Consider the following 25,776-nt stretch of genomic DNA (forward strand, 5'->3'; position numbering starts at 1 on the left):
ATAAAATCTCATTGAGCTTTCTCCTGTTGGTTTAGTCACCTTAAGCATACCGCTGATGCGGCTTGCTAGGGAGGAGGCTCAATGAGTATCAATGCATTGCAAAGGACAAAAAACAGCTGGCCGTTGCTCGTGCCTTGCTATTTTGGACATCAATTTTTAGCCTCTGAATACGGCCTTGAAGTTGTAGTATTTTTATTTTTTTAAGAAAAACAGCCATTTTTTAGGGTTCCAAATGCATTACCTAGCGTCTTAAAAGTGCTTAGGATTGATTTCAGGAGCTCGTTATTTAATTGGACTTGGCTGTTAGAGTTATTCTACAGTCTCGTTAGTTTTATTATCAAAGTGTGTATATTAAAAAGGATGAATGGATATGGGCGAATGGTCTGATTATTTCGAAGATTTCCCAGAAGAAGCACCTCAACCACCGAGCGCTGAAGAAAGAGCAAAAGAAAAATTTGACTCTGATATCAAAGATATGAATGCAGATGCATTTGCTTTAATAGCTAAAACGAAAAAAAAGGTTATTGATGCGGCTCAACTACAAAAGAAACAATTTTTTGAGTCGATTGATTACTGCCCTCAATGTGGTGAAAAAAAGTTAAATGTCTATAAATTAGAGAACAAAACTTATCTATGTGAGTGCCAAAATTGTGGTATTTACGGGGCAGGAGATAATTTTTCCGCAGCATTACATAAAACGGCGTCAGCAATCGGGGATAATATCGATTGGAGAGACGGATCCTTATTTTCAGTCAACACAAAATAAAACTAATCGGGTAGCCGGAGGTATCTCACAATACATGGCCACCCACGATTATTGGCTGCGCGGAGCCAAATGCTGATTCAATCGAGTGTATTAACCTCATTGAATCAGTTAGACTTAAAAAAGATGTGATGGAACACCACTATGAGAAGGGAATTTCAATGAAACACGTACATACCAAGCCATATTACCCGTTCAAAATAGCTCTGCAGCCCAGAGCCAGCATCAAAAAAAGCAAATTCCTATAGCCTAAAGGGTACCAATTAACCAGGACTCGGCATCGGCCAAGTTCAGCAAGCGTTTTCTGCCATGTAAACAGCGCAACGCACAAATACTAAAACGCTAAATGCCCACGCGGAAACTTATAGAGAAATGGTTATGGAAGATATGGATTTTTATTCACTCGAAGATAGGATGAAAGAACTCATACTTTCAACGAAGTTAAAGGGCGACACAACATGCGTGGCAAAAACCTCTGGGATGGCCGGGGATATTTACATTTTCGATCAAGGTGAAAATGTTGCCTCTAGATATGTTTGTATTAAAGTTCCAAAAAGGATCGAAGGTGTCTCAAAAGTTGATATTGCAAATCGATTTATACAAGAGCTTAAAAATCAGTTAAATTACTATCATAACTCATTTGTAAATTGGGCATTTGATTTTAATGAAGTCATGGGAGTGCCAATTGCACTATTTCGTTACTGGGGTCGTGACCTAGGTAAAGTAATAGAAAGTGGTACAGCTTCAGAAATAGAAAAACTTTCTTTAATATATTATGCATGTCTGGGTTTAACACACTGTTATGGAAATGGGCTAATCTGTCATCAAGATCTCAAGCCCGGAAACATTTTTATAAGAGACGTTAAGGAAATGCTCCGCATTCACTCCGATTCAGACGTTTATAAATTTGCAATGGTGGCTGACTTTGGCTTAGCTAATGCATTTATAAATTATAATTATTTTGAAGGTACGAGACCTTATATAGCGCCGGAACAGTGGTGTAAAGAACCTCTATCACCAAAGACTGATATGTTTGCTCTAGGGGTTATATTGTATGAGCTGCTCTCGGATGGTTTTCACCCCGTTGGAATTAAACTATCTGATTACTGGCCTGATCCTTTAGAAGGTAATACCAAAAAGTGGTTAAAAAGTAATGAGTGGAAAAAATGGGTTCGCAACGGTTGTCAAATTAAGAACGAAAATGAAAATGTAAGTCGAGAGTGTAAACTTTTCATCCAAAAAATGCTATCAATCACAGCTTCAGATAGGCCAAATATTCAAGAAGTACAAGCTTTCTTACTTGATCAAATTAAAAATAGGTGCGTGGATAGTCACACTAAAATAATGGCAGTTAAAAGTCAGTTGGGATCTTCTGGGAAATGTGAACCTCTCGAAACATACAACCCACATTTATATAATACTTGGACAAGTTTCGAAGCGAGGTTTAATGCAGCTTCTCCAAAAGGCATTAAACAAGGCGCTTAAATGACTAATAAAGTAATGAGTATATAAAATAGAATATGGAACAATTAAAACTAGAAAACTACGCTGAAGCGATTGCTGATAACTATTATTTGATTCTTACATCAAACAGCAAAGAAAAAGAAGCTGTTAACAAAATAATGTCTCAACGACGAAATCTTGTATTGGGTATACCAAGTAACGGATCTAGCATCGGTGTTATTGGAGGTGTTTTCGTTGTATGTACTGCACTAATTTATCGCGGCTGGTGACAAACTGGTCATCATGTATCGGTTGCGAACTCACTATTTTGCCGCCTTCCCATGTAAACATCATGCGCTGACGCTCAAACGGATGTTGAGTGCGGCTAAGTCGCTTTTGGACTCCGTTGAAGGCATTAATGAAGTTGATCTTGAGTTTGGCAGCTTTGGCACCGGTAAAGCCCATCACTAAAAACATAAAACCGTCTTTGGTCAGGTGGTAACACTTCAAATCACGTGACTCGTGCCAACCTGTTTATTTTGCACGTTGACGAAAATTCACTGGGGGCATCGTTTAGAATACGGTCAATTTTACTTATGAGTTATCAGTTAAGTGAGTTATCGATAACCATCCAGCCATTTTATAAAGCTAACATGGTGTCATCGAGAACCTTCGGTCATACGGCTATTTGCTGCCTAAAGCAAAGCGTATACGTTTGAGTGACTTAGCAAAAAATGGGGCAATATTAAGCGGCTATTTAGGTTTCCGCTTTCGCCTAGACTAAAGAGTGATTGATCAGAGGTGTTTAAGCTGATAAGTTACTAAAAATATTGATAAATAAAGCAATATTGATGTTAGGTTTTGGTTAATATTCTTTGAGTGTGTATCGGATTCACACTAATATGCTTTATAAGCCTTAAGGATGGCAGGTTATAGATGAAGAATTCTGAAAGCTTCAAAACTGTATGGTGGGGGATCCTCGTTGTTGTTATAGGATTCTATTTGTATGGTAGATACCCAAAGCTTATCGAGGGGAGCCCTTCCTACTTCGACGTTGTCGTTTTCGTCATATTGACTGGCGTTTGTCTTGCGCCAATATTCCAAGAAATGGACTTGTTTGGTGTAAAACTAAAACAACAAATCGATGATTTGAAGAAAGATGTAAACCATCAACTTTCCATACTCAAAACTGAAATCAAGTCTTCAATCGAGGTATCGAATGCTAACAGTAACCAGATATATTTTCAGTCTGGCGCTGTACCGCCGAAAGATTCTGAGATACCAGATCTCTCTGAACAGATACAACGCACCCTGGATAAAATGGGCATTAAAACAGCCCCAGAAGATGATGTATATGATTACGGTGTTGATCCAGTCCACGTTGAAATGTTCAAAGTAAGATTATCTTTTGAAAATCTGTTGCGCGAATATTCAGATGCTGATGAAAAATATAAACGTAGATACTCCGTTGGCAAGTTATTGAATGAGCTAAAAAACTATGAGCAAATATCCAAGAATGTTCTTCTTGGAGTAATGGAAGTTATATCAGTATGTAACTATGCGGTTCATGGTGAGCCCCTCTCAAAAGCTCAAATAGCTTTCGTCAGGGAATCTGCTCCGGGATTGCTTAAAGCATTAAAAAATGAATTGCAAAATGGCTTATAGCGCCTCAGTTGACTTAGTACCTTTGTAAATCTTGACAATCTTCTGATTTATAAGGTTATTATTTAATAGTATGAAATTTAAAGGAGCATTAATGAAACTAAAGTTAGATGGAATTAAAGATTTATACATAAGCATGAAAACTCAAAAAATAGAAAGATATTGTTTTGACTTTAAGCTAGGCACGGCATCTTTTAATGTGTTTTTCTTTATCGATGGAAGTCCTTTTAAATTGCTCTTTGGAGCAAAGGGGCACACATTTGGTTTTGAAGTGGAAGTTGGTCAAGGTTTTGAGATCGAGACTAACCTTGACAAAGCAGTTTTTAAAGGACTCTGTATAGTTTTAGGTTTAACCTACGATCCGAATAATAAGTTTAGCCCTTTTAAGTTTTTCAATGAGTTTAATAAATCTATCCCCAAGATCGCTATTTCTAACCAACCAATTGAACCTTCACTCCTAGCACCTTATGTATCTTTGGCAGAGGAAGAAAAGAAAGTTTACTTTACTGGATGGCGAGATCAAAACGCACGTGGTAGCAATGTTACAGAACAAAACCTAGATAAAACTCGAAAGTTAATTGGTGAAAAAGAATATAGAACTTGCAAAGCAAAAAATATCAGTAGCTGTTGGTCTGATTGTTCAAAACAAGCAAAAAAATTAACGTTACCAAAGTGAACAGTGTTTGTAACACATATGAGCCTCCCGCCAGTCAATAGGCGGGTCTAACTTATTTGACAGCTTTAGCAGTCAAAACATCATAAAGCTAAACAGGCCACCCACAATTATTGCTGCCTAAAGCAAAGCGTATGAGTTTTAAAGGTCAAGCAAAAATAATGGGTGGCAATATTAAGCTGAACTAGTTTGAAGTAGGACTTAGGACAAAAAAAAGGTTAGCTCGTACACAATCATCGAGTACACCATTTAGGGAAGAAGAAGGCATTCAATAATAATGTGAAAATCAACTTATTCTATTAATATATTTCGTGCTCGGGGTCCTTTTGACTCTTTTGATGTGTCAAAGTTAACTTTGGTACCGATCGAGACGTGAACTATATCGTCAGAGAAATCATCGATTGAAAAATAAACATCTTTGCCTTTCTCTCTGCGGATAAATCCAAAACATTTAAAATCATCATAAGTATTTACAAAACCATTCTCTCTAGACATTTTATCCCCAATATTCGCTGATTGTTGTTACTGATGAATAATGTTTTTTTAATGACACTCTTAATTTTTTTGATAGTATTTTATTCGTCCTAGCCAAAATTCCAAGGTTGTAAATTATCAGATTATATTTTTTTAGTACTCCCCATTTTGAGTGGGAACTGACAGGAACCTTTAAAGCAGCATTTGTGCTTCTAACCAGCTTGTCTTGTGCTTCTTGGTCATATTCAGGAAGCATGTTAGACAATCGTTCACGATGACTAATGGCCTGAGAGTGATTTAATCTACTTAATTTAGCAACTAATCCAGATGTTTTATTCCATAAGATGTGAAAGTCCTCACTCGTTTTAGACTTGGATGCAAGTTTTTCACATTCAAATACAAGTTGGCGGACATGCCTTACATCTTTTTTTCTCATTTGAGGATTTACTGGTTGTACCCATAGTCCAGTAACTTCGAATTCTTTATGTATTTCAGAACGGTCCGATATTTTTGTTTTATTGCTTTTTAATGATAATTCATTTTTTCTGAGCATCGCCGAGACTTTTTGAATTATCTTAGTGGTTGATTTGCTATCAATCTTATTTTTAGATGAAATTGTTATGTCATCTAACAATCTTGTATATCGAATGGCTTTCCCTCTAAAAGAGCTTACCAGTTTATATTCTGTATTAAAAAATACTAGATTTGCTAAATAACTTGAAGTACAGCCACCTTGAGGTAAGCTGCCATTGTAAGTTGTTAACGTTGTTAGTATTTCAACTACGTCATCGCTAAATCTAAAAAAATATTTGAAAATACCACTAACTGCATTTGTCTTGATGTTAGGATAAAAATTTTTTACATCTAAGTTTATTAGTGTTTGGCTGTGACCATGCTGAGAGGCATTTTCAACGTAATCACGCTTTATTGATGAAGTTGCTTTAATACCTCCATGTAAATAAGGAGGAAATATAACTAATTCAAAAATTCTAGAGTTGATTCGTTTTTGGATTTTTTTTAATTCGTGTTTGGGATCAACTACTTTTCTGATTTTCCCTGTGATCGGGTGCTTTGGTAGTTCATGACTTGTATATGAGGAATTAACTTTAGATGCAATATCAATCAGTTTTTTTTTATGAACGCCTAATGTTGTTGCTAATACATCAATAGAACCGATTGGTTTACAGGGGTATCTGGGCTTATCCATAAGTCACCGTTGTTTTGATTAAGAGAAGTCAGCTGTTAGCTAATATTAGATAAAACATCAAGAATATATGGTGTTACACCTAAAAATAAATTAACAGCCAAAGGGAGGTAGTCTAAAACTAGTCCTATCCAGCCCTTTGGGCTCTGGTCATTTTGCTTCTCAGAGGATTCGTAATTGACTCCAATTTCGAACTCTGTGTTTTCACTTTTACTTGTGTAACGCATGTTAAATATAAACATATATTTTGTCCTTATAGGTTGTTAGCGAAGTGCCTGCCAGACCAATAAAAACGTTAACAGAAATCTTAGTAATGACCGTTGAGCCGACTTCTCAAATCAGTGCCAGACAACCGTCGCCAATAATACGTTAAATAAAGGTGCGAAACTGAATGCAGCCTAAAGAACGAAGTAAGAGCGCGGATGCGGGTCATGAACCAATAATATGAATTAGAGGTTCGCTCAAAAGAGCGTCGTTTTTCTGTTTATTACACAAAGAAAACAATAGCAAATAGGCGATTTCACCTACACTTTAAGAGTATATTGAAAATGTTTTGTTGTAAATATAAATAAATGATTTCAGTAACTATTAATCATAAATGTGTGAGTTGGCTACTATTATAAACAGTAATTTTAGTTTTTCTAACCATCATAAATATCTTTGAAATTTTGATTATTTTTAGCTATAAATCTCTACAGTTTCATAAGACCATCACATATATCGCCTAGCCATCTTAAATCTTACATATCACGCAAACTCAATTCGACCAATGCCATGTGTGGCGTAAAACACGCCATATATGGCGTATTTCTACCCCTGAAATCAGCTACAGTTTATGTAAGCTTGATACCACTGCGTAACTGGCTTTGCTTCCTCTCTTGCTCCTTTATGCGTTCTCTCTCGTTAGACCCTTGCCGTTGGGCTCCTGTATTGGAGCCCATTTTTTTGCTTATTGTTTACCAGGTGCTGCATGAATATTAAAACAAGGCTTATGGCACTGGGGGTTTACTGGTGCCATTCTTACTGGTGGTGTGTTAGTTGCTACGGGTGAGGGTGAAGTATTAAGCACCTGTGTTGAACCTGCCGGTATTGAAACGGCCTGCTTTGGCCAAACTGGTCACAACATTAAACTTGGCATGGTGTTCACTAACTAGCAGTGCCTAGACATGCTGGCAACCAGCCTTAACACCTTTGACCGTGAGCTTGTAAAGTTGACCCCGCCATTAAGCGAGGGTGAACACATTAACAGCCTATTACGTGTGCGAACACTGCGGTTGCTGCATTGAAAACAATCAACTGCACCACATGGAAGAGCACCCAAGCGCTTTATGGATATGCGACAAAACGGGCGTGTACACCTCAAAATAGGGACGGTTGAATTGCGTTAGCCATAGTAAATATAAGATCCTTTTCCCGAGTAAAATCATGTTAATATTTATCAGCATAAAAAAATGATGATGAGTTAATCTACAATTAAATTAATTCTAATATTGACTCGTTTACTCGTGACTAATGAGGATTTGCTGATTAAAATTCAATAACGTAATAAAGGGATATTCTATGCATCATGTATTTACTCAACCCTGTGTGAGTGAAATAGTTCAACCGACTGCGTTGACGCTTCACTTACCTGATAGTGTGAGTGACTTATTAGTGTTATCAGCGATGAGTAGTCCTTTGGTTGAGTTTGTGGTTAGCCAAGTTAGTCACACTCAAGCGACTCTCATCACCCGAATTCAGCCGTTCTTGAGTTTTGCTTTTGAAACGATGCCGCCGACTAACAACACTCCACAGCAAAGACGTAGTGTGGGGCAGGGGATAAAGTTATATCCTTTAACAGGCGTGGCGCCTCGGGTGTGTATTGAACAGCTAAGACGTGGCGTAACGGTTAGCATTAACATCGATGCGGGTGTTTATTTTAGTTTATCTACCGAAACTCGTTTTGAATTAGTAACCTTAGAGAATGATTTACGGATTTTGAGCGAACCTCAAGTTCTCGTTATGGCTAAAGCGATATTAGGCCGTAAGTTTGATCATGATGAGCCCTCTAACATGCTTGCTGTTCATATTAGTGAATTAGAGCAAGTACGACGAGAGTTACGTGACTATTTGCGCGGTGAGTCGGGGAAAATCCACCCTGGTGTATCAACCGAGCTATTAAAACTTGATCATTTATTGCAAAATAAGCACCAATGGTTGTTACGCACCTATCATCAGTCATTAGAGCGTACCAACTTAGGATATTCATCAAATGAACAGATTGTTAGTAATGAACAACTACAACGTAAATTAGATTGTTTTGAACTATTAGCCCCTAAAGACGTGTCGGAAATGGTCAATAAGCTGTGTGAAGACGATCTTTAATTTTTCAGTAACTCTAGAGTCCAACATGTCTTATATTTGCCCTATTTGTAATGCCCCATTAGTACAAAAACAAAAATCATTGCAATGTGAACAACGCCATCAATTTGATTTTGCTAAAGAAGGTTACGTTAATTTATTACCAGTACAGAAGAAGAAAACCAAAGATCCTGGTGATAACAAAGAAATGATGTTTGCTAGGCGGGAGTTTCTTAATCAAGGTTTTTATCAACCGCTAAGTGACAAGGTAAATCAGTTAGCGCTTGAATATACCACTGATGTAAACAAGATCCTTGATATAGGCTGTGGTGAGGGATATTACAGTCATAGGTTGTTTGAAACACTACAATCTGCCACGCAATCCGACATTGAACTTTTCGGGCTGGATATTTCTAAGTTTGCCATTCGTTATGCCGCAAAACGCTATTCAACAATGAATTTTTGCGTTGCGAGTGCATTTGAAATGCCTTTTGCAGACGACAGTTTTGATTTAGCCATCCGTATTTATGCGCCCTCTAAAATTGAAGAGTTACAAAGGGTGATAAAACCAGGAGGAATACTCATTACTGTGTCACCAGGCCCTATGCATCACTATGCGTTGAAGAAGAAGATCTACAGTGAACCCAAACTACACTCTGAAGAGTCGATAGTATTAGCAGGATTTACGTATTTAGCACATGAAGAGCTTGGTTATTCGTTGTCACTGACGCGTACAGAAGATATTGATCATTTTCTTAATATGACGCCTTACGCCTGGAAGCTGAGTGACTCACAAAAGTCTCAAATAATAGAGCAAGGGCTCGAATGTGAGATAGACTTTAAAATCGAAATTCATCAACGCGAACAATAAACAATCAGATAATTGATATAAATAACTATTTGATGCTCAAAGATAAACCGTTTTGTGATGGCATTAAATAAATAGGGTTGTTTTGCCGATGTTTGTTGACTTATTTCTAAAATGGTTTATAGTTTACTCAGCTTGAAGGTTGGGCTTATATTTATCAATACGAACAGTTTCGTCCTGTAAACATAAGTAATACCGGCATTTTCCAGCTTTACCGCCGTTAAGGCTTTAACTATTTTTTTACAGGATTTATATTATGTCTCAAGTTACTGGTGTTGTTAAGTGGTTTAACTCTGATAAAGGTTTCGGATTTATTGAGCAAGAGTCTGGTCCAGACGTATTCGTTCACTTCCGTGCTATCAATTCAGACGGTTTCAAAACTCTTGACGAAGGTCAGAAAGTTTCTTTCACTGTGACTCAAGGTCAGAAAGGTCCTCAAGCTGAGAACGTTTCAGTAGTTTAATATTTAGCTCGAGCTAAATGTTAGGACTTTAAAGCTGTAGCAATTTATTGCTGCAGTTTTTTTTATTTTAAAAGTTTACTTTTTACACTCTTGTTGTATTGTCGTCATACCCATACCCATACCCATACCCATACCCATACCCATACCCATACCCATACCCATACCCATATCAATCATCATCATCCAGCTCTTGCTATCGGTTGTTATCATCAAAAACTATCTATTTTTATCAAGTCATGATCAATTACTGTCCATCATCCACCTTCTACCATCTATTAACATAAATCTCAGTTTTACTTACGCTTATTATATTATTTTCTAATGCTTAGACCTGGTATCGCGTTAATCGTTCATTAGAGCTTGTTTAATCATCGATTACTCGCCGCTATGGGCTTGAGGCTTGTCATTTAATAGAGAATAAGCTCGACTCGGGATAATAAACGATTATCAAACAGTAGGTTGTATCGCGGATTGGATTTCATTGTTTTGCAATGGGCTGGTTATTAAGGTGTTGATCTGTGTTGCTAACAAAACAAATGCGAGGTTAATGAAATAGGCCGAATGGGATGGATTTAGCTTACTTACTTCCCATAGCTTAACCTGAGTAATTAAAAAATATCTCAAACTGATCCGCTAGATGTAATGACGATAACTGGCCGATGTAAGTTGTGCGCTGTGTGATTAATTTACTCTTGGTTAATACAGTCTATGCCTGCTAGTTCAAGCGAGTGACTAAGGAGTGCGAGTTTAAGAGCCTTTTTGGGAATGGATGGTGTTTGAGCATTGTTAATATCAAGAGACGATCACGGAATTGAGAGGGGATGATGATGTGACATTTTTGGAGCCCCTCGTTTATGAAAAGTGCTAGTTAATCATAAATAAGGGGACTACATACTATTGCAATAACGTGCAGTGAGTCGCTTTCTCATCACTAGCGAAGCTGATGAGCATAAGTCATATTCTGAATAATCTCTAAATATTAAGAGAATAAGGTTTCTTCTAAAGTTCTGCCTTTTAGCAGGGCTTTATATTGCCATTGATTCACCGTAAACAGCTCAAATAATTGTATTTCAATGGCAAAGCCAGACTGTTTTTGGTACTCAATAACATATTGATCATCACCGATGCGTCTAACTTGAATAATATCGTTTAGCCCCAATAGTTTTTGGTGGAGGCTATCCATGTCGCACTGTTTCATTGTCAGGGTAATAAAGTCAGTCGCTTGACTGGCTTTTATCGATACAGATTGTTGTAGTTTGCCATGCTCAAGATAGACAACTTGGTCGCATAACTTTTCAAGTTCATCTAGGTTATGTGAACTGATCACAAATGTCGTATTACCTGATAAATCTTTAACAATCTGGCGGATTTTTTTCGCATTGGCAGGATCAAGTCCAGCAGTTGGTTCATCGAGTAAGACAATTTTAGGTGAACCCATTAACGCTTGTGCTATTGAGACTCGTTTGCTCATCCCGTGACTTAAGCTTTTGGGCTTAGCTTCAGCAGAATCGGTTAAATCAACAAGCGCAAGTACTCGTAATGCTTCTTGCTTGGCGGCTTTTGTTGTCATGCCTTGTAATTGGGCAAAGAATTGCAGTTGTGACACGATACTAAAATTAGGATCTAATGCTGCATCTTGTGGTAATGCAGATAATAGTCCTTGCAGCGCTTTGCTACCTGGTTTGTGGCCTAAAATGCTAATGCTGCCATTGGTGGGTTGAATATACCCACATAATAAACTGAATAAGGTCGTTTTACCGGCCCCATTAGGACCAACTAATGCAATGGGTGCGCCCTGTGTCAACGTTAACGATACTGTGTCGAGCGCCAGTTTATTACCATATTGCTTAGAAAGGTTGTCACATTGAATGATACTCATAGTGCGCTCCGGCTCATTAAGTGTTTACCGACAAATAAAATAACCGCAGTTTGCAGTAATGGGATGGGAGCTAGTGCGAAAGAGCTTAACCCTTGAGTATTAATTAAATTAGAAATTTGCGAACCTGGCAATATCCAATTTAACCAGCTCAGTTGGGGGAAGTTCATATTGATCAAGGCAATAAAAATCGATACCACAGCCCACAAGATAACCGCAAAGATACTCGCTTGTCTGGCCGAGTTGGCATGTAATGACAGCACCGCCATGGCGGCAGTGTAGGGCAATAATACAATGACTAAGTTCACCATCACTAATAGGCTGGTGGTGATCGATGGCAGTAATAATGACATATCACGCGAAAGAGCCAATGCGATAGTGGCCAATAGTGTTAACACAATAAGCATTAATTGGATCAGCATTTGACCTAGGAAACGTCCAAAAAACAAACTGCTACGACTAACCCTTAAGGTTAAAAATCGCAAGCTACCACGTTGCTTATCCGAGCTAAATTGATCTGCAGCGATAAAAATACTGAACATGGGAAACAGATATAGTGCGGCTAGCCAGAACACTGCAAATTCTTCAACTGGCCATTCGAATAAATGGCGTAAACTCCCCGGTCCAAAGAGTGCTTCGGTAAAGTCTCTGAAGTTTGGCTGCATAATAAATTCAGATGCACTCTTAATCGGATACAGTAATAAAATTGCCCAAATTAACATAAAGGCAATTAATGAAATCATGCCGCTTTTATTGGTAAAGCGTTTGCTTAACTCATATTTGGCTAATAACCAAATATGAGTCAATGTTGATGGGGAGGCAGTACTTTCCATAATATTGTCCTTGCTTACCGTTTAACGGAAAGCATAAGTTAGTCTAATAGGGGTTCTAATTGTGCGAGCTTTTGTTCCAGCAATTCAACTCTGCGCTCTAATTCTGCAATCCGAGTATCTTGCTGTAATGTTTGCTGCGTGTGGCCTGAAACCACAATGGCATCACTACTGTTAACATCATAGTCGTCAACATTACCACTGAAGCACTCAAGAAAGCGGCAATCACGTTTATTCGGCTCTCGAGCAAGTTGTACTACTAAGGGTTTTTCACCTTGGCTTAATGCCAGTAATACGGATTCAACTTGGGATACATCAGTGAACTCGTGCAGTCTATTTGAGCGAGTTTTGAGTTCCCCTGGCGTTTGAGGACCACGTAATAACAACACACAAATTAATCCAACTTCAGCACTGGTTAACTGTAATTCGCTGAACTCAGTATTACAAAAGCGATGTTTATATTTTACGACGCGACTACCAAAACCGGATTGCTCACTGATTAAGCGTTTTTTAGTGAGGTCTTCGAGTATCGTTTGTACTTGAGATTCACTGAGTGACATAACCGGTTCACGGCTACTTTTTTGGTTACATGCTAGGGTAAGTGAGTTTAATGACAGGGGATATTGATCAGGAGTTGTAAGTTCTTTTTCGAGCAAGCACCCGATAACTCGAGCTTCTAGCGGGGTTAATTCCATAAACAGTATCCTTTTAATAAAAAGCATGATTCTATTACTTTTATAACAGAGCCATGCTTTTTCTCAAAGGATTGCACTAGTTTAGGGAGGTTAATCGATTATTGTTCACACAGTTAAGCGAATGCCGTCACTTTCGATAGTGATTTCACCTGCTTTAAATAAACCACCAATAGATTTTTTAAAGGCTTTCTTACTCATAGCGAGTTTGTCATAAATAACATCGGCATCAGTTTTGTCATGTAAAGGTAAAAAGCCGTTTGCGCTGCGCAGTTTATTGATGATCAAGCGAGCATTTTTATCGAGCTCATCTTTGTCACCTTTTTGCAGCACAAGATCAATTTTGCCATCACTGCGCATCGTTTTAATAAAACCGGTGACTTTTTGGCCAAAGCGAAGTTTTTGAAACACTTCATTTTGGTATATCACTCCCCAGTGCTGGTGATTGATAATAGCTTTGTAGCCTAAATCTGTTGTGCCGCCAATGATCAAGTTAACTTGTTCGCCTTCGGTGTAATGAGCTTCTGTTTTATCAACAAACTTATCCAGTTTAGAGGAGGCCATGATGCGTTCATCTGCATGGTTAGCATGAACATACACTAAATATGAGTGGCCTTCTTCGGCAGGTTTGTGTTGCTCGCCAAAAGGCAGTAATAAATCTTTGTCTAATCCCCAATCTAAAAAGGCACCATATGGGCCTGTTGCAACCACTTTTAAGTAAGCATATTCACCTACTTGAGCAAGTGCTTTTTGGGTGGTAGCTATCACAATGTCTTCTGAGTCTAAGTAAAGAAATACATCGACCATATCACCGACATTACAACCGGTAGGGACAAATTTATTAGGAAGCAAGACTTGCCCAAGCTCTTGAGCATTTAGATAAACCCCAAAATTAACTTGTTTAACGACTTCTAATGAATAACGTTTACCGATTTGTATCATGAATGACTCTGCTCTACTTTAATGAAAGATAAAAATGAAAAGATGATCTTTGGAAATCCGCTTAATTATACACGTAAATTTAGCTGACGTTGTGCCAATTAAGCACGATTAAAAATCATTTATGGTTGAGGTACTGTTTATTGATGTTTAACTCATCGAATATAGACGTTTTTTTCTGGTAATTATTCGGTAATTAACTTGCATTACACGCCATTGCAGGTTTTAATTGCGCCGTTTTTATAAAGGCTGAAAATGTTACTGGTTTTGGGATTTAAAAGTGATCTAACCGTGCGCGAAATCAGTAAAAAACCTGTTACAGCAACTAGTCGATACTCTGTTAGTAAAATTTGCATGATTTGTGAATATCTGCGTAAGATGATTAGCATTAGATGTTGTGCAATAGATAAATAAAGATGAGATGACATTAGGGCACTTGGCAGTGCCTTTTTAGTCAAGAGTTTTGTAGCTTCAATCGTGCTGCACACTCTTTTACTGTTGAGATAACCTTGTTGTGTTATCTGGATTTTTAACAAGTAGATGCCCCTATTGCGGCACTGCTAACTTTGATACAAATACGGAAAATAATTATGTCTGATTGGTCTATCGAAGATGCTCGCTCGGGTTATAACGTGACTCACTGGAGCCAAGGTTTTTATGGTATTCGTGAAGATGGCGAAGTGACAGTGTCACCTAACCCACAAAATCCTGATCATAAAGTTGGCTTAAATGAATTAGCTAAAAGTATGGTTGAAGCAGGCGTTTCGTTACCGGTTTTAGTCCGTTTCCCGCAGATTTTGCACCACAGAGTGGAAAGTTTATGCGAAGCATTTAATGATGCAATTAAGAAGTACGATTATCAAAATGATTATTTGTTAGTTTACCCAATTAAAGTAAACCAACAGAAAACGGTAGTTGAAGAAATTTTAGCTAGCCAAAAATCGAAAGAAGTCCCTCAATTAGGGCTTGAAGCTGGTAGTAAGCCTGAATTAATGGCTGTATTGGCTATGGCACAAAAAGCCAGCTCAGTGATTGTATGTAATGGTTACAAAGATAAAGAATATATTCGTTTAGCGCTTATCGGCGAAAAGCTTGGCCATAAGGTGTATATCGTTCTGGAAAAAATGTCAGAACTTAAAATGGTATTAATTGAAGCTGAAAAGCTCGGTATTACACCTCGTTTAGGTTTACGTGTACGTTTGGCTTTCCAAGGTAAAGGCAAATGGCAAGCCAGTGGTGGTGAAAAGTCCAAATTTGGTTTATCTGCAGCGCAGGTGTTGAAAGTTATAGCTGAATTGAAAAGTGCTAACATGCTTAATTCTCTACAGTTATTACATTTCCATTTAGGGTCGCAAATTGCCAACATCCGTGACATTCGCCAAGGCGTAAGTGAAGCTGGTCGTTTTTATTGTGAATTACGCCAACTAGGCGCCAGTATTGATTGTTTCGATGTCGGCGGCGGGTTAGCGGTTGACTACGATGGTACTCGTAGCCAAAGCAACAACTCAATGAATTATGGTTTAAATGAGTATGCAAACAATATCGTCAATGTATTAACCGATTTATGTAATGAATACGAGCAACCAATGCCGCGTATTATTTCTGAATCAGGTCGCCATTTAACGGCGCATCATGCAGTGTTGATTACGGATGTTATAGGTACTGAAGCCTATCTTCCTGAAAATATTCAGGAACCAAGTGAAGATGCACCGCAATTGCTCCACAATATGTGGCAATCTTGGTTAGAAATCAGCGGTCGTTATGATCAACGTGCGATTATTGAAATTTATCATGATAGCCAAAGTGATATTTCTGAAGCACACTCATTGTTTGCTGTGGGTCAATTAAGTTTGGCTGACCGAGCTTGGGCAGAACAAGCTAATTTACGTGTTTGCCATGAAGTGAAGGGATTATTAAGTAACAATAACCGTTATCATCGTCCAGTGATTGATGAATTAAATGAAAAATTAGCCGATAAGTTTTTCGTTAACTTCTCATTATTCCAGTCATTACCTGATGCATGGGGTATTGATCAAGTGTTCCCTGTGTTGCCTTTATCTGGTTTAGATAAAGCACCAGAGCGCCGTGCGGTTATGTTAGATATTACCTGTGACTCAGACGGTATTGTGGATCAATATGTTGATGGTCAAGGTATTGAAACGACCTTACCTGTACCTACGTGGAGTGCTGACAGCCCGTATTTGATTGGTTTCTTCATGGTGGGTGCGTACCAAGAAATCTTGGGCGATATGCATAACTTATTTGGTGATACTAACTCAGCAGTAGTGCGTATCGATGAGCGTGGATTAAGCCAGATTGAGTCTGTCTTACAAGGCGACACGGTAGCAGATGTATTACGCTATGTGAATCTAGATGCTGTTGACTTTATGCGCACCTATGAAGAGCTTGTGAATCAGCATATTGTTGAAGATGAGCGAGCTAGTATTCTAGAAGAATTGCAGTTAGGTCTTAAAGGCTACACTTACTTAGAAGATTTTTAATCTCTTCTATTAGGTTAACTTGTTATCCAAAAAGCCTAGCACCCTCAGGTGGCTAGGCTTTTAAGTTGCTAAGATGTTTTTTGAAGGTTCAGAGAAAAAGTTAGAGATTATTGTTGATGCAGCCGCGCCTAAATTACGGTCTTTAGATCGAACGTTTTGGCAGGGGCTTGTTGCTGCCTCAAATGCAGACATTTTATCTAGCATAAGCAATGATTTTTGTGATGCTTATTTATTGAGTGAATCAAGCTTATTTGTTTGGGATGATCGTATCGTTGTGCTCACATGCGGGGCTAGTACGTTAGTCGAATCAGCCTGTTACTTCATTGAGCATATAGGTGAACAAGCGATTTCCTATGTGTGTTATCAGCGTAAAAATGAATATTATGCTCATTTACAAGCCAGCTCTTTTGGCGATGATGTGCTTAGGTTAAGAGATTTTATTGGTGGGCAGGCCTATAGAATGGGTCATTTAGATAGCCATCACCATTATATTTTTACCACAGATAAGCATTATCAAGCCAGTCCACTTGATACCACCAATGAATTACTGATGTATCATATTTCTGGTACCGTAGCAGACTATTTACGTGGCGAGCATCAATCAACAGAACAAATTAGTCAGCTGTTACAATTGGAACAATTATTCAGCGGTTTTAGTGTTGATCAATATTTATTCAGTCCTTTAGGGTATTCCATTAATGGTATTCGAGGTGCTGAATATTTTACTATACACATTACGCCGCAGGAAAATAGCTCTTATGTGAGTGTTGAAACCAACATCGATATTAGCTCAAATCAGGTCGATATTTTTGCTGAGCTTATCGTATTATTACAGCCTAACAGCTGCGATATTATTGGCTTTAATAGTCATATGGCCAATAAGCCAATGTTAAATTATGTGTGTTTAAGCCATTGCGCGATGACTCTCGAGCAAGGTTACAACATACATTTTAGCCACTATCAGCAAGATTGCTTAGAAGTGCTGAAGCCTATTTTATTGTAATTATCGGTGCTAGCTAGCTTTTGCATAGCCTATGACGCCTTTCACCGACAAAGCTGATTATTGGCTTTATTCAAATGTATTTAGCTATTTACGCCAAGCGCTTAATTTTAAACCCATTGAGTCTAACACTGTTATCGTGATTACTTAGATGGTGCTTTTTCATCCGCTACGGGTACCTCAGAGTGTTGTAGCTTAACCTGTGATAAATCAATGGCAATGATGCGCGGTTTACGTGGTATGGGTCTTGTTGCGATAGATGTTGTTGCAGTCGCAGCATCATAAATTCTGCTGAAATTACCGCGCTTGCAGGTGCAACATTGGACCTTTAAATACTGTATGTTTGGACCCAAGGTAAAGGCTTAATTAAAAAGTAATTTTAACTTTACTATTAAACACCTAAGCCAACGTGTTGACGTTGGCTTTTTTGTGTCAGCTCAGCGTAGAATACAACTTGCAAGCTTTAATGAGGAGCCAGTATGAGTGATTTAAGTGATATTCGCCGTGAATATACCCAAGGTGGATTAAGAAGGGCTAATTTACCTGCTAACCCAATGGATCTGTTTGAACAATGGATGCAGCAAGCTAAAGATGCTCAGCTTTCCGATCCAACTGCTATGTGCGTTGCTACGGTTGATGAAGATGGTCAGCCATTTCAACGTATTGTGTTACTGAAGAAATTTGATGACAACGGTTTTGTTTTTTTTACTAATTTAGAAAGCCGCAAAGCTAAACAAATAGCCGTCAATAGCAAAATCAGTTTATTGTTTCCATGGCATCCACTTGATCGCCAAGTCGCGGTATTAGGTCAAGCGGAGCCATTATCGATGTTAGATGTGGCAAAATACTTCATGTCTAGACCCAAAGACAGCCAAATTGCTGCTTGGGTATCTAAGCAATCAAGCAAAATTAGTGCGCGACAGGCCCTTGAAGGAAAATTTGCAGAAATGAAAGCAAAGTTTGCCCAAGGTGAAGTCCCTCTGCCGAAGTTTTGGGGCGGATATTTAGTTCGTCCTGCTAGCGTTGAGTTTTGGCAAGGTGGTGAACACAGATTACACGACCGATTTATTTACACCAAAACCGATGCTGATTGGAATATTGATCGTTTGGCACCTTAATGAGTGTTAATGAACAGGAGCTTTTAGCTGTGATAACGAATAAAATCTGGGTTGATGCTGATGCTTGCCCTAATCCGGTTAAAGAGATGTTATTTCGGGCATCTGAGCGGAAATCGATTCAACTTGTGCTGGTTGCTAATCAGATGATTAAAGTACCAATATCACCTTTAATTAGCATGATACGAGTGAGCTCAGGTTTTGATGAGGCCGACAACTACATTGTCGAACAAGTGGCACAAGGGGATTTGGTGGTTACTGCTGATATTCCCCTTGCATCGGATGCGGTTGATAAAGGTGCGCTTGTATTAAATCCTAGAGGAACGGTTTATACCGTGGAAAATATCAAACAGATCCTGACTATGCGTGACTTTATGGAAGAAATGCGCAGCAGTGGTATTCATACTGGTGGCCCGAATAGTTTTTCACAAACGGATAAGCATGCGTTTGCACAAGCATTAGACAAATGGCTGGCTAAATTGATCCCCAGCAAAATATAAGCAAATATTACTCTATACTTAATCTGACTTTCTATACTAAGGACTTTATGATGAAAAAATGGTTACCATTATTAGCCGCTAGCTTGCTCAGCACATCTGTGATGGCAAGCGACTGGCAAGTCAATCAAGATCATTCTCGAGTAAGCTTTATTTCGATTAAGAAAACTGATATTGCTGAAGTGAATCATTTTAAACACGTTGCTGGTTCATTAACGGATGCGGGTGCATTTTCTTTATCGATTGATTTAACCAGTGTTGATACTGGTGTTGAAATTCGTGATCAGCGCTTGCAGTCAGTGTTATTTGAAGTCGCGCAGTTTCCAACGTTAACGATAGATGCGGTGGTCAATCCTAAATTGCTTGCCGGATTAAAAGTCGGTGACACATTAACGACCCAAGTTGAAGCGACCATTATGTTACATGGTCAGAAACAACAGAAGAGCTTTGATGTGTTAGTGGCAAAATTATCTGATAAGAAAATGGTGGTTTCAAGTTTAGCGCCTGTGATTGTACAAGCAAATGAATTCGGTCTTGTGGCAGGTGTCGAAAAACTCAAAGAATTGGCCGGTTTACCGAGCATCAGCTTAGCAGTGCCGGTGTCATTTGTGCTAACCTTAGCGCAGTAGTTATCGGTGATTGAAAATGGCATTCGATCATCACGATTGAAAGCCATTTTCGGTTAAGTCGTTTCAAGAAAGGTAGGATAAAATGGTTACTGACAAAGAAGGGTACATACATTTAATTCAGTATTTAACTGAACATTTAGGGCTGTTTGAGTCATCTGAGAATAATGTAGCGGCAACTGAAACTGTCATGGAATTGTTTGAAGAGCAGTTATCTGCTCAGATTATTATGGTTTGCGGCCAGAACCCACAGCTATCGTTTGCTGAGCGCAATATGGTGATCCGTGAAATTGACGCAATTGTATACGATTTAGAAGAGATTTTAGCCTCTGTCGCTAATCATTTAGCCACCCCTGAACAGAGTATTTTTATTACTGAGTTTTCTGGTTTAATTAAAAATTTATTTGATCAAGAAGTTGATCATTTGTTGCGTTAAACGCAGCTAAACGCCCGCTATTAAAGCGATTTGTGGATTTTTGGAATTGATCATGTTTAAAAGAATTGTGATTGCCGCTGTATTGTGTTTCCTTTCTATATCCGTATTTGCAAGTGATAAAACCGTTTTAAGACAAGTTGAAACCATGACTGTTGCTAAGTCTGGACTTCATTATCGTGCCCGCATTGATACCGGTGCTGCCAATACCTCATTACACGCAGTCGATATAGATATTATTGGCGGTGCATCTAAGAAAATGAAAAACGATGTCGGTAAAATTGTTGAATTTACTACACAAAATGAGCGTGGTGAGAAAAAACGTATTCAAGCTGAAATAGTCAGCACATCTAGAGTCAAAAATTCTCAAGGGATTGAAACACGTTATATGGTGAAACTCGACGTCGGCTTTGCCAATGAGTTTCATAATATTCATGTTAATTTACGTGATCGTAGCCATATGAATCATAAATTACTCATAGGGCGTAATTTTTTAAAGCATGATTATATCGTGGATGTTTCAGATAAAAAAATGATTGGGCCTCTAGCTGAGTTGAGTATTAAGCAAACTGGCTTGTTGTATAATACCCGCATTGATACGGGGGCTGTTGAAAATTCATTACACGCGGTGAATATTCGCGTCGATAAAGAAGACACAGTTAATATCGAAAATAACATAGGTAAAATGATCACATTCACCACAGCTAACGAAAAAGGTCAGCAAGCAGAGGTTCGCACCAAAATTCGTGGTACCTCATTAATTCGTAATGCACAAGGTACAGAAAGACGATACATGGTGAGGTTAAATGTTGGTGAACCTCGTCATGAATATGTTGTTGACGTTAACCTTAAAGACCGCAGCAAAATGGGTTACAAATTATTAATTGGCCGCAATTGGCTGCAAGGTCATTATATGGTCGATGTGTCCAAAAAACATTAATCACAGTTAAACCAATTCATCTTATTAATACCGCTCATTATGAGCGGTATTTTTTTATTACTTTTATCTGATCCTGCAACATACCTGCAACCTAACTGTCATCGGTTACCGATATAGTAACAGCCGATTTACGCTATAAATCGATAAAAATATGTTTACGATATAAATCAGTTAACTAAAATTATGGATAATAATAAGGGTCTATTATGTTAAGCAATAAAACCTTGCTTGCGGCATCAATATCAACATTAATGGCTTTTCAAGTCAGCGCACAAGATTTACTTATTTCAGAATACGTGGAAGGTAGTAGTAATAATAAAGCTATCGAGTTATATAACCCAACAGGCACCAATATTGATTTAAGTGATTATGTATTATCATTTTATTTTAATGGTAATACTTCTGCGTCAACCAAGATTAATCTTTCAGGCAACATTGCGGCTAACTCTACTTTTGTGATTGCTGATAATGATGCTTCAGCAGATATTTTAGCATTGGCCCAGTTGACTTCTAATGGTAGTTTTTTTAATGGTGATGATGCCATTGTGCTGACTCATAGCGACAATGTTATCGATTCTTTAGGCCAAGTAGGCGTCGATCCCGGTGCTGAATGGGGCAGTGGCGATACCTCTACCCAAAACAATACGTTGCGCCGTGATACAAATAATTTAACAGCAGATCAAGTGATTGACGATGCCGTAACATTTGTGGGCTGGCAAGGTTTTGCGCAAGATGACATTAGTGACTTAGGACGATTTTCTGCCAATGGTTCAACGGATCCTGTTGATCCAGTTGATCCAGTTGATCCAGTTGAGTTTGTCTGTGGTCAATCAGCTGTCGCTATTCATGAAATACAAGGTAATGCTCAAGCCAGCGCATTGATAGGGAGTACAGTGGTTGTTGAAGCCATTGTCACCAGCGATCAGCAAGCGGGTTTAAAAGGCGTGTTCTTGCAAATGACAGACCTTGAAGCTGATGCTGATATAGACACTTCGGAAGGTATTTTTGTCTATACCGGCACTCAGGCGTTACAAGTTAATGCGGGCGATAGGATTCGAGTAGCCGCAAATGTAGCAGAATATAACGGTGTGACTCAGTTATCGGGCGTTAGCCAATTTGCGCTTTGTGCTACTCAGCAAATGTTGCCAAGTGTCTCATCAGTTACCTTGCCAATAAATGACAGTCAGCAGCTTGAGCGTGTTGAAGGTATGCGTGTGTATTTTGACCAGGATTTAGTGGTCAATGAGGTATATAGCTTAGGCCGCTATGGGGAAGTGTTATTAGGCAGTAGCCGCCACTTTATTGGAACTCAGGTCGCGACTCCAGGTGCTGATGCTGTTGCCGTTACAGCCGCGAATTCCCGTGACAGCATTATTTTAGATGATGGTTCAACTCGCCAAAATCCTGAAGTGATCCCGTATCCTGCGCCCGGGCTATCGGCTAATAATACCTTACGAGTGGGTGATAGTGTGACTAGGCTTGAAGGGGTAATGCATTATGGCTTTAGTCAATTCCGCATTATGCCGACCAGTTTAGTGAATGTTATCCAAAGTAATCCACGTCAAATGGCACCAGAAGTGGTTGCCGATGCCGATTTAAGAGTCGCCAGTTTTAACGTGCTCAATTACTTCAATGGCGATGGTAACGGTAACGGTTTTCCAACTGATCGCGGTGCTGATTCAGCCGTTGAATTTGAGCGTCAACGCGCAAAAATTATCAATGCCATGCAAACGATCAATGCCGATGTCTTTGGTTTAATGGAGATTGAGAATGATGGCTATGACACTAGCTCGGCCATCAGTGATCTTGTTAGCGGTTTAAATGCGGCACTAGGCACAACAACTTATGCGTATGTTATGCCTAACGTGGCAAAAATCGGCACTGATGCGATTACTGTGGGAATGATTTATCGCACTGATAAACTGACGCTATCTGGTGAGGCTGGGATTTTATCATCAGCAAATTCACCCGCTGATGATAATGGCGTGCAATTGTTTGATGACAGTAAAAATCGTCCAATGCTCACTCAGCAATTTACGGTCAATGGCACAGACGAGAATATTGTGGTTGCCGTGAATCATCTAAAATCTAAAGGCAGCAGCTGTGATAGTCTTGGTGATCCTGACTTACAAGATGGTCAAGGTAATTGTAACCAAACCCGAACTCGAGCAAGTGATGCTATTGGCCAATGGTTAGCGGTGCAATACCCTGATAGCAAAGTACTGGTAATAGGCGATTTAAATGCCTACGCAAAAGAAGATCCGTTAACCATGCTAGCAAGTCATGGTTATAATGAATTAACCAGCTATGTCGGTGCCCAAAAGCCTTACTCTTATGTGTTTTCTGGTGAGTCAGGTCAGCTAGATCATGCTTTAGCCAATGATGAATTAGTCAGTAACTTAGTCGGCATTACTCAATGGCACATTAACGCCGATGAGCCTATCGTACTGGATTATAACGAAGAGTATAAATCGGCAACACAACTGCAAGAATTGTATCAAGCGGATGCATTTCGTTCATCCGATCATGATCCTGTGATTATCTCGTTTAAATTTGCTCCAGCAAATGCGTTACCTGTGGCCAGCTTTGAGCAACAATTAAATGGCAGTGTATTGCACGTTCAGTCAACTTCAACTGATAGTGACGGCCAAATTGTTCAGCATCAATGGGACTTTGGTGATGGCACTGTGGTATCCGGCGTGACGGCTTCGCATCAGTATTTGCAACCAGGCGATTACCAAGTGCAATTAACCGTTACCGATGACAAAGGTGATGTTGCGACGAGTGTCAGCAGCATAAGTATTGTGGAGCCTGTCAACATGGCCCCCATTGCGCAAATTCAGCGAGTAAATTTATGGTTTATGCAGTTATTTATTTCAACTAGCTATGACCAAGACGGTGTCATTAAGCGCCAGCAATGGGCCTTTAATAATGGCCGCAAAGCGCGCGGACCTGTGGCCTTTAGTTTCAGCCGTCGTGAACATACCGTTGAGTTAACTGTGGTTGATAATGATGGTGAAACAGGCTCAGCAACGATGCGCTTTAGATAATAAGATTTGACTGATTATCGATGAGTATCTATTTGAGTTAGTCTCAGTAAAAAGGCGCATAACGCGCCTTTTTTATTACGTAATTATGCCAAATGATTTGTGGCTGGCATGTAAAAATTCCCCTGCAGTTAATAAGAATGATAGGCAATAGGCAATCACTAGCAACATAGACGTCGAAATTGTAGTTAAATACAACTATTTGGCATTAAAAAGTCCAATAATGACTAGTAAAATGGTAGTCGCTAACGTAAAATTTCAGTCTTTATTTTTAACCTTAGTTTTAGCTCTTTGTGGCTTTTGACAAGAGTTAAACTACCGCGTCGTCACTATTGATTGTTAATAGTCGACCAGACGCCCAATCGCATTGATATGCACAAATGCAGTGGATGATAACATGCAGCAGTTAACCGAGATCGTAGAACAAGCCTTAGAGGTCATTGATAAGGCCAGTGATCTAAAGACATTGGATGATATCCGTGTCGATTACCTTGGTAAAAAAGGTAAAATCACTGACATGATGAAAATGATGGGGTCATTAAGCGCAGAAGAAAAACCTGCCTTTGGTGCCGCAGTCAATCAAGCAAAGCAAGCCGTTCAACAACAGTTGACTGAGCGTATCGACGGATTGAAAGCATCAGAATTAGAAGCTAAATTAATTGCTGAAAATATCGATGTCACTTTACCTGGTCGTACGTTAGATATTGGTGGCTTACATCCGGTTACGCGTACAATCGAACGTATCGAAACATTCTTTGGTGAACTTGGGTTTGTTGTTAAGCAAGGTCCTGAAATCGAAGATGATTTCCATAATTTCGATGCGTTAAATATTTCTGAGCATCATCCTGCTCGTGCCGATCATGACACGTTTTACTTTAATCCAAAAGTGATGTTGCGCACCCAAACTTCTGGCGTGCAAATTCGCACGATGGAACATGAAAAGCCACCGCTACGGATCATCTCTCCAGGCCGAGTTTATCGTAACGATTACGACCAAACACACACGCCAATGTTCCACCAAGTTGAAGGCTTAATGGTTGCAGAAAATGTTAACTTTGCTGAGCTTAAAGGTATCTTGCATGACTTTTTGCGTAACTTCTTTGAGCAAGATTTAGAAGTACGTTTCCGCCCATCTTATTTCCCTTTCACAGAACCTTCTGCCGAAGTGGATGTGATGGGTAAAAACGGTAAGTGGTTAGAAGTATTAGGCTGTGGCATGGTACATCCAAACGTACTGCGCAGTGTGGGTATTGACCCTGAAAAATATTCTGGTTTTGCTTTTGGTATGGGCGTTGAGCGTTTAACCATGTTGCGCTACGGCGTAAATGATTTACGTGCCTTCTTCGAGAACGATTTACGTTTTCTTAAGCAATTCAAATAACGGAGCAAA

At 39.1% G+C, this 25,776-nt stretch carries 24 protein-coding genes and 1 pseudogene; 17 read left to right on the forward strand and 8 right to left on the reverse strand.

The window, feature by feature from the left end:
* Nucleotides 1–370: 370 nt before the first annotated feature.
* Together GW828_RS08145 and GW828_RS08150 are read left to right on the forward strand one after the other, a co-directional pair.
* A complete protein-coding gene (locus GW828_RS08145) occupies nt 371–766 on the forward strand; it encodes a hypothetical protein (protein WP_273059140.1) in 396 nt (131 codons plus the stop codon).
* Nucleotides 767–1,141: 375 nt separating this feature from the next.
* Nucleotides 1,142–2,248: a protein kinase domain-containing protein gene (locus tag GW828_RS08150; protein WP_273059142.1), complete on the forward strand. Its 1,107-nt coding sequence runs from the start codon at nt 1,142–1,144 to the stop codon at nt 2,246–2,248.
* A gap of 195 nt (nt 2,249–2,443) precedes the next feature.
* Here the strand turns inward: GW828_RS08150 and GW828_RS08155 are convergent, their stop codons facing one another.
* Nucleotides 2,444–2,683 carry a hypothetical protein gene (locus GW828_RS08155; RefSeq protein ID WP_273059144.1) on the reverse strand — a complete coding sequence of 80 codons (240 nt, stop codon included), beginning with the start codon at nt 2,681–2,683 and terminating at the stop codon, nt 2,444–2,446.
* Between the two features lie 459 nt (nt 2,684–3,142).
* Between GW828_RS08155 and GW828_RS08160 the strand changes: the two genes are divergently transcribed.
* Nucleotides 3,143–3,871: a hypothetical protein gene (locus tag GW828_RS08160; protein ID WP_273059146.1), complete on the forward strand. Its 729-nt coding sequence runs from the start codon at nt 3,143–3,145 to the stop codon at nt 3,869–3,871.
* A gap of 91 nt (nt 3,872–3,962) precedes the next feature.
* The gene (locus GW828_RS08165) at nt 3,963–4,544 is read left to right on the forward strand and encodes a DUF6037 family protein (protein ID WP_273059148.1); all 582 of its coding nucleotides are present in this window, start codon (nt 3,963–3,965) and stop codon (nt 4,542–4,544) included.
* A gap of 288 nt (nt 4,545–4,832) precedes the next feature.
* Here the strand turns inward: GW828_RS08165 and GW828_RS08170 are convergent, their stop codons facing one another.
* Entirely contained in the window at nt 4,833–5,036 is a 204-nt protein-coding gene (locus tag GW828_RS08170) for a retron Se72 family effector protein (RefSeq protein WP_273059150.1), read from the reverse strand.
* Nucleotide 5,037: 1 nt separating this feature from the next.
* Entirely contained in the window at nt 5,038–6,222 is a 1,185-nt protein-coding gene (locus GW828_RS08175; RefSeq protein ID WP_273059152.1) for a reverse transcriptase family protein, read from the reverse strand.
* 1,557 nt (nt 6,223–7,779) lie between these two features.
* On the opposite strand from GW828_RS08175, the gene GW828_RS08180 reads away from it, so the two are divergent.
* The 3 genes from GW828_RS08180 to GW828_RS08190 all read left to right on the forward strand — a co-directional run bounded on the left by GW828_RS08180 (nt 7,780) and on the right by GW828_RS08190 (nt 9,890).
* Nucleotides 7,780–8,583 (forward strand): hypothetical protein, encoded by an 804-nt coding sequence (locus GW828_RS08180; protein WP_182723811.1) that lies wholly within the window; start codon nt 7,780–7,782, stop codon nt 8,581–8,583.
* Nucleotides 8,584–8,608: 25 nt separating this feature from the next.
* On the forward strand, nt 8,609–9,430 hold the full coding sequence (gene rlmA, locus GW828_RS08185; RefSeq protein WP_182698747.1) for a 23S rRNA (guanine(745)-N(1))-methyltransferase: 822 nt from the start codon (nt 8,609–8,611) through the stop codon (nt 9,428–9,430).
* A gap of 253 nt (nt 9,431–9,683) precedes the next feature.
* Complete coding sequence (locus tag GW828_RS08190; protein ID WP_124018113.1) at nt 9,684–9,890, forward strand: cold-shock protein; 207 nt, start codon at nt 9,684–9,686, stop codon at nt 9,888–9,890.
* A 75-nt stretch (nt 9,891–9,965) separates the two neighbouring features.
* Here GW828_RS08190 and GW828_RS08195 read toward each other — a convergent pair whose 3' ends face one another.
* The 5 genes from GW828_RS08195 to GW828_RS08215 all read right to left on the reverse strand — a co-directional run bounded on the left by GW828_RS08195 (nt 9,966) and on the right by GW828_RS08215 (nt 14,230).
* Entirely contained in the window at nt 9,966–10,100 is a 135-nt protein-coding gene (locus GW828_RS08195) for a hypothetical protein (protein ID WP_273059156.1), read from the reverse strand.
* A 769-nt stretch (nt 10,101–10,869) separates the two neighbouring features.
* Nucleotides 10,870–11,769, reverse strand: coding sequence for an ABC transporter ATP-binding protein (locus GW828_RS08200; protein WP_273059158.1), 900 nt, complete (start codon nt 11,767–11,769; stop codon nt 10,870–10,872).
* Complete coding sequence (locus GW828_RS08205; RefSeq protein WP_124018115.1) at nt 11,766–12,599, reverse strand: ABC transporter permease; 834 nt, start codon at nt 12,597–12,599, stop codon at nt 11,766–11,768. Before GW828_RS08205 ends, GW828_RS08200 begins: the two co-directional genes overlap by 4 nt.
* A 38-nt stretch (nt 12,600–12,637) precedes the next feature.
* Nucleotides 12,638–13,291: a YceH family protein gene (locus GW828_RS08210; RefSeq protein WP_124018116.1), complete on the reverse strand. Its 654-nt coding sequence runs from the start codon at nt 13,289–13,291 to the stop codon at nt 12,638–12,640.
* 105 nt (nt 13,292–13,396) lie between these two features.
* The gene (locus GW828_RS08215) at nt 13,397–14,230 is read right to left on the reverse strand and encodes a CvfB family protein (protein ID WP_182698523.1); all 834 of its coding nucleotides are present in this window, start codon (nt 14,228–14,230) and stop codon (nt 13,397–13,399) included.
* A 587-nt stretch (nt 14,231–14,817) separates the two neighbouring features.
* Between GW828_RS08215 and speA the strand changes: the two genes are divergently transcribed.
* The 10 genes and pseudogenes from speA to pheS all read left to right on the forward strand — a co-directional run bounded on the left by speA (nt 14,818) and on the right by pheS (nt 25,767).
* On the forward strand, nt 14,818–16,728 hold the full coding sequence (speA, locus tag GW828_RS08220) for a biosynthetic arginine decarboxylase (RefSeq protein ID WP_273059162.1): 1,911 nt from the start codon (nt 14,818–14,820) through the stop codon (nt 16,726–16,728).
* 73 nt (nt 16,729–16,801) lie between these two features.
* Nucleotides 16,802–17,731 carry an adenosylmethionine decarboxylase gene (locus tag GW828_RS08225; protein WP_273059164.1) on the forward strand — a complete coding sequence of 310 codons (930 nt, stop codon included), beginning with the start codon at nt 16,802–16,804 and terminating at the stop codon, nt 17,729–17,731.
* A 198-nt stretch (nt 17,732–17,929) separates the two neighbouring features.
* Nucleotides 17,930–18,013: pseudogene (locus tag GW828_RS08230) on the forward strand (hypothetical protein); the annotation flags it as partial.
* A gap of 194 nt (nt 18,014–18,207) precedes the next feature.
* Complete coding sequence (pdxH, locus tag GW828_RS08235) at nt 18,208–18,846, forward strand: pyridoxamine 5'-phosphate oxidase (protein WP_124018120.1); 639 nt, start codon at nt 18,208–18,210, stop codon at nt 18,844–18,846.
* A complete protein-coding gene (locus tag GW828_RS08240; RefSeq protein WP_124018121.1) occupies nt 18,846–19,343 on the forward strand; it encodes a YaiI/YqxD family protein in 498 nt (165 codons plus the stop codon). Before pdxH ends, GW828_RS08240 begins: the two co-directional genes overlap by 1 nt.
* 50 nt (nt 19,344–19,393) lie before the next feature.
* A complete protein-coding gene (locus GW828_RS08245) occupies nt 19,394–19,969 on the forward strand; it encodes a YceI family protein (RefSeq protein WP_165870182.1) in 576 nt (191 codons plus the stop codon).
* 82 nt (nt 19,970–20,051) lie between these two features.
* Nucleotides 20,052–20,402 (forward strand): DUF3802 family protein, encoded by a 351-nt coding sequence (locus GW828_RS08250; RefSeq protein WP_124018123.1) that lies wholly within the window; start codon nt 20,052–20,054, stop codon nt 20,400–20,402.
* A 52-nt stretch (nt 20,403–20,454) separates the two neighbouring features.
* Entirely contained in the window at nt 20,455–21,339 is an 885-nt protein-coding gene (locus tag GW828_RS08255) for a putative ATP-dependent zinc protease (RefSeq protein ID WP_124018124.1), read from the forward strand.
* A 206-nt stretch (nt 21,340–21,545) separates the two neighbouring features.
* Entirely contained in the window at nt 21,546–24,389 is a 2,844-nt protein-coding gene (locus GW828_RS08260) for an ExeM/NucH family extracellular endonuclease (protein WP_273059170.1), read from the forward strand.
* Nucleotides 24,390–24,783: 394 nt separating this feature from the next.
* Nucleotides 24,784–25,767, forward strand: coding sequence for a phenylalanine--tRNA ligase subunit alpha (pheS, locus tag GW828_RS08265; protein ID WP_182698526.1), 984 nt, complete (start codon nt 24,784–24,786; stop codon nt 25,765–25,767).
* The last annotated feature ends 9 nt before the right edge of the window (nt 25,768–25,776 follow it).

This window comes from Shewanella vesiculosa (assembly GCF_009994065.1).
In the GTDB taxonomy this organism is placed as follows: Bacteria; Pseudomonadota; Gammaproteobacteria; order Enterobacterales; family Shewanellaceae; genus Shewanella; species Shewanella vesiculosa.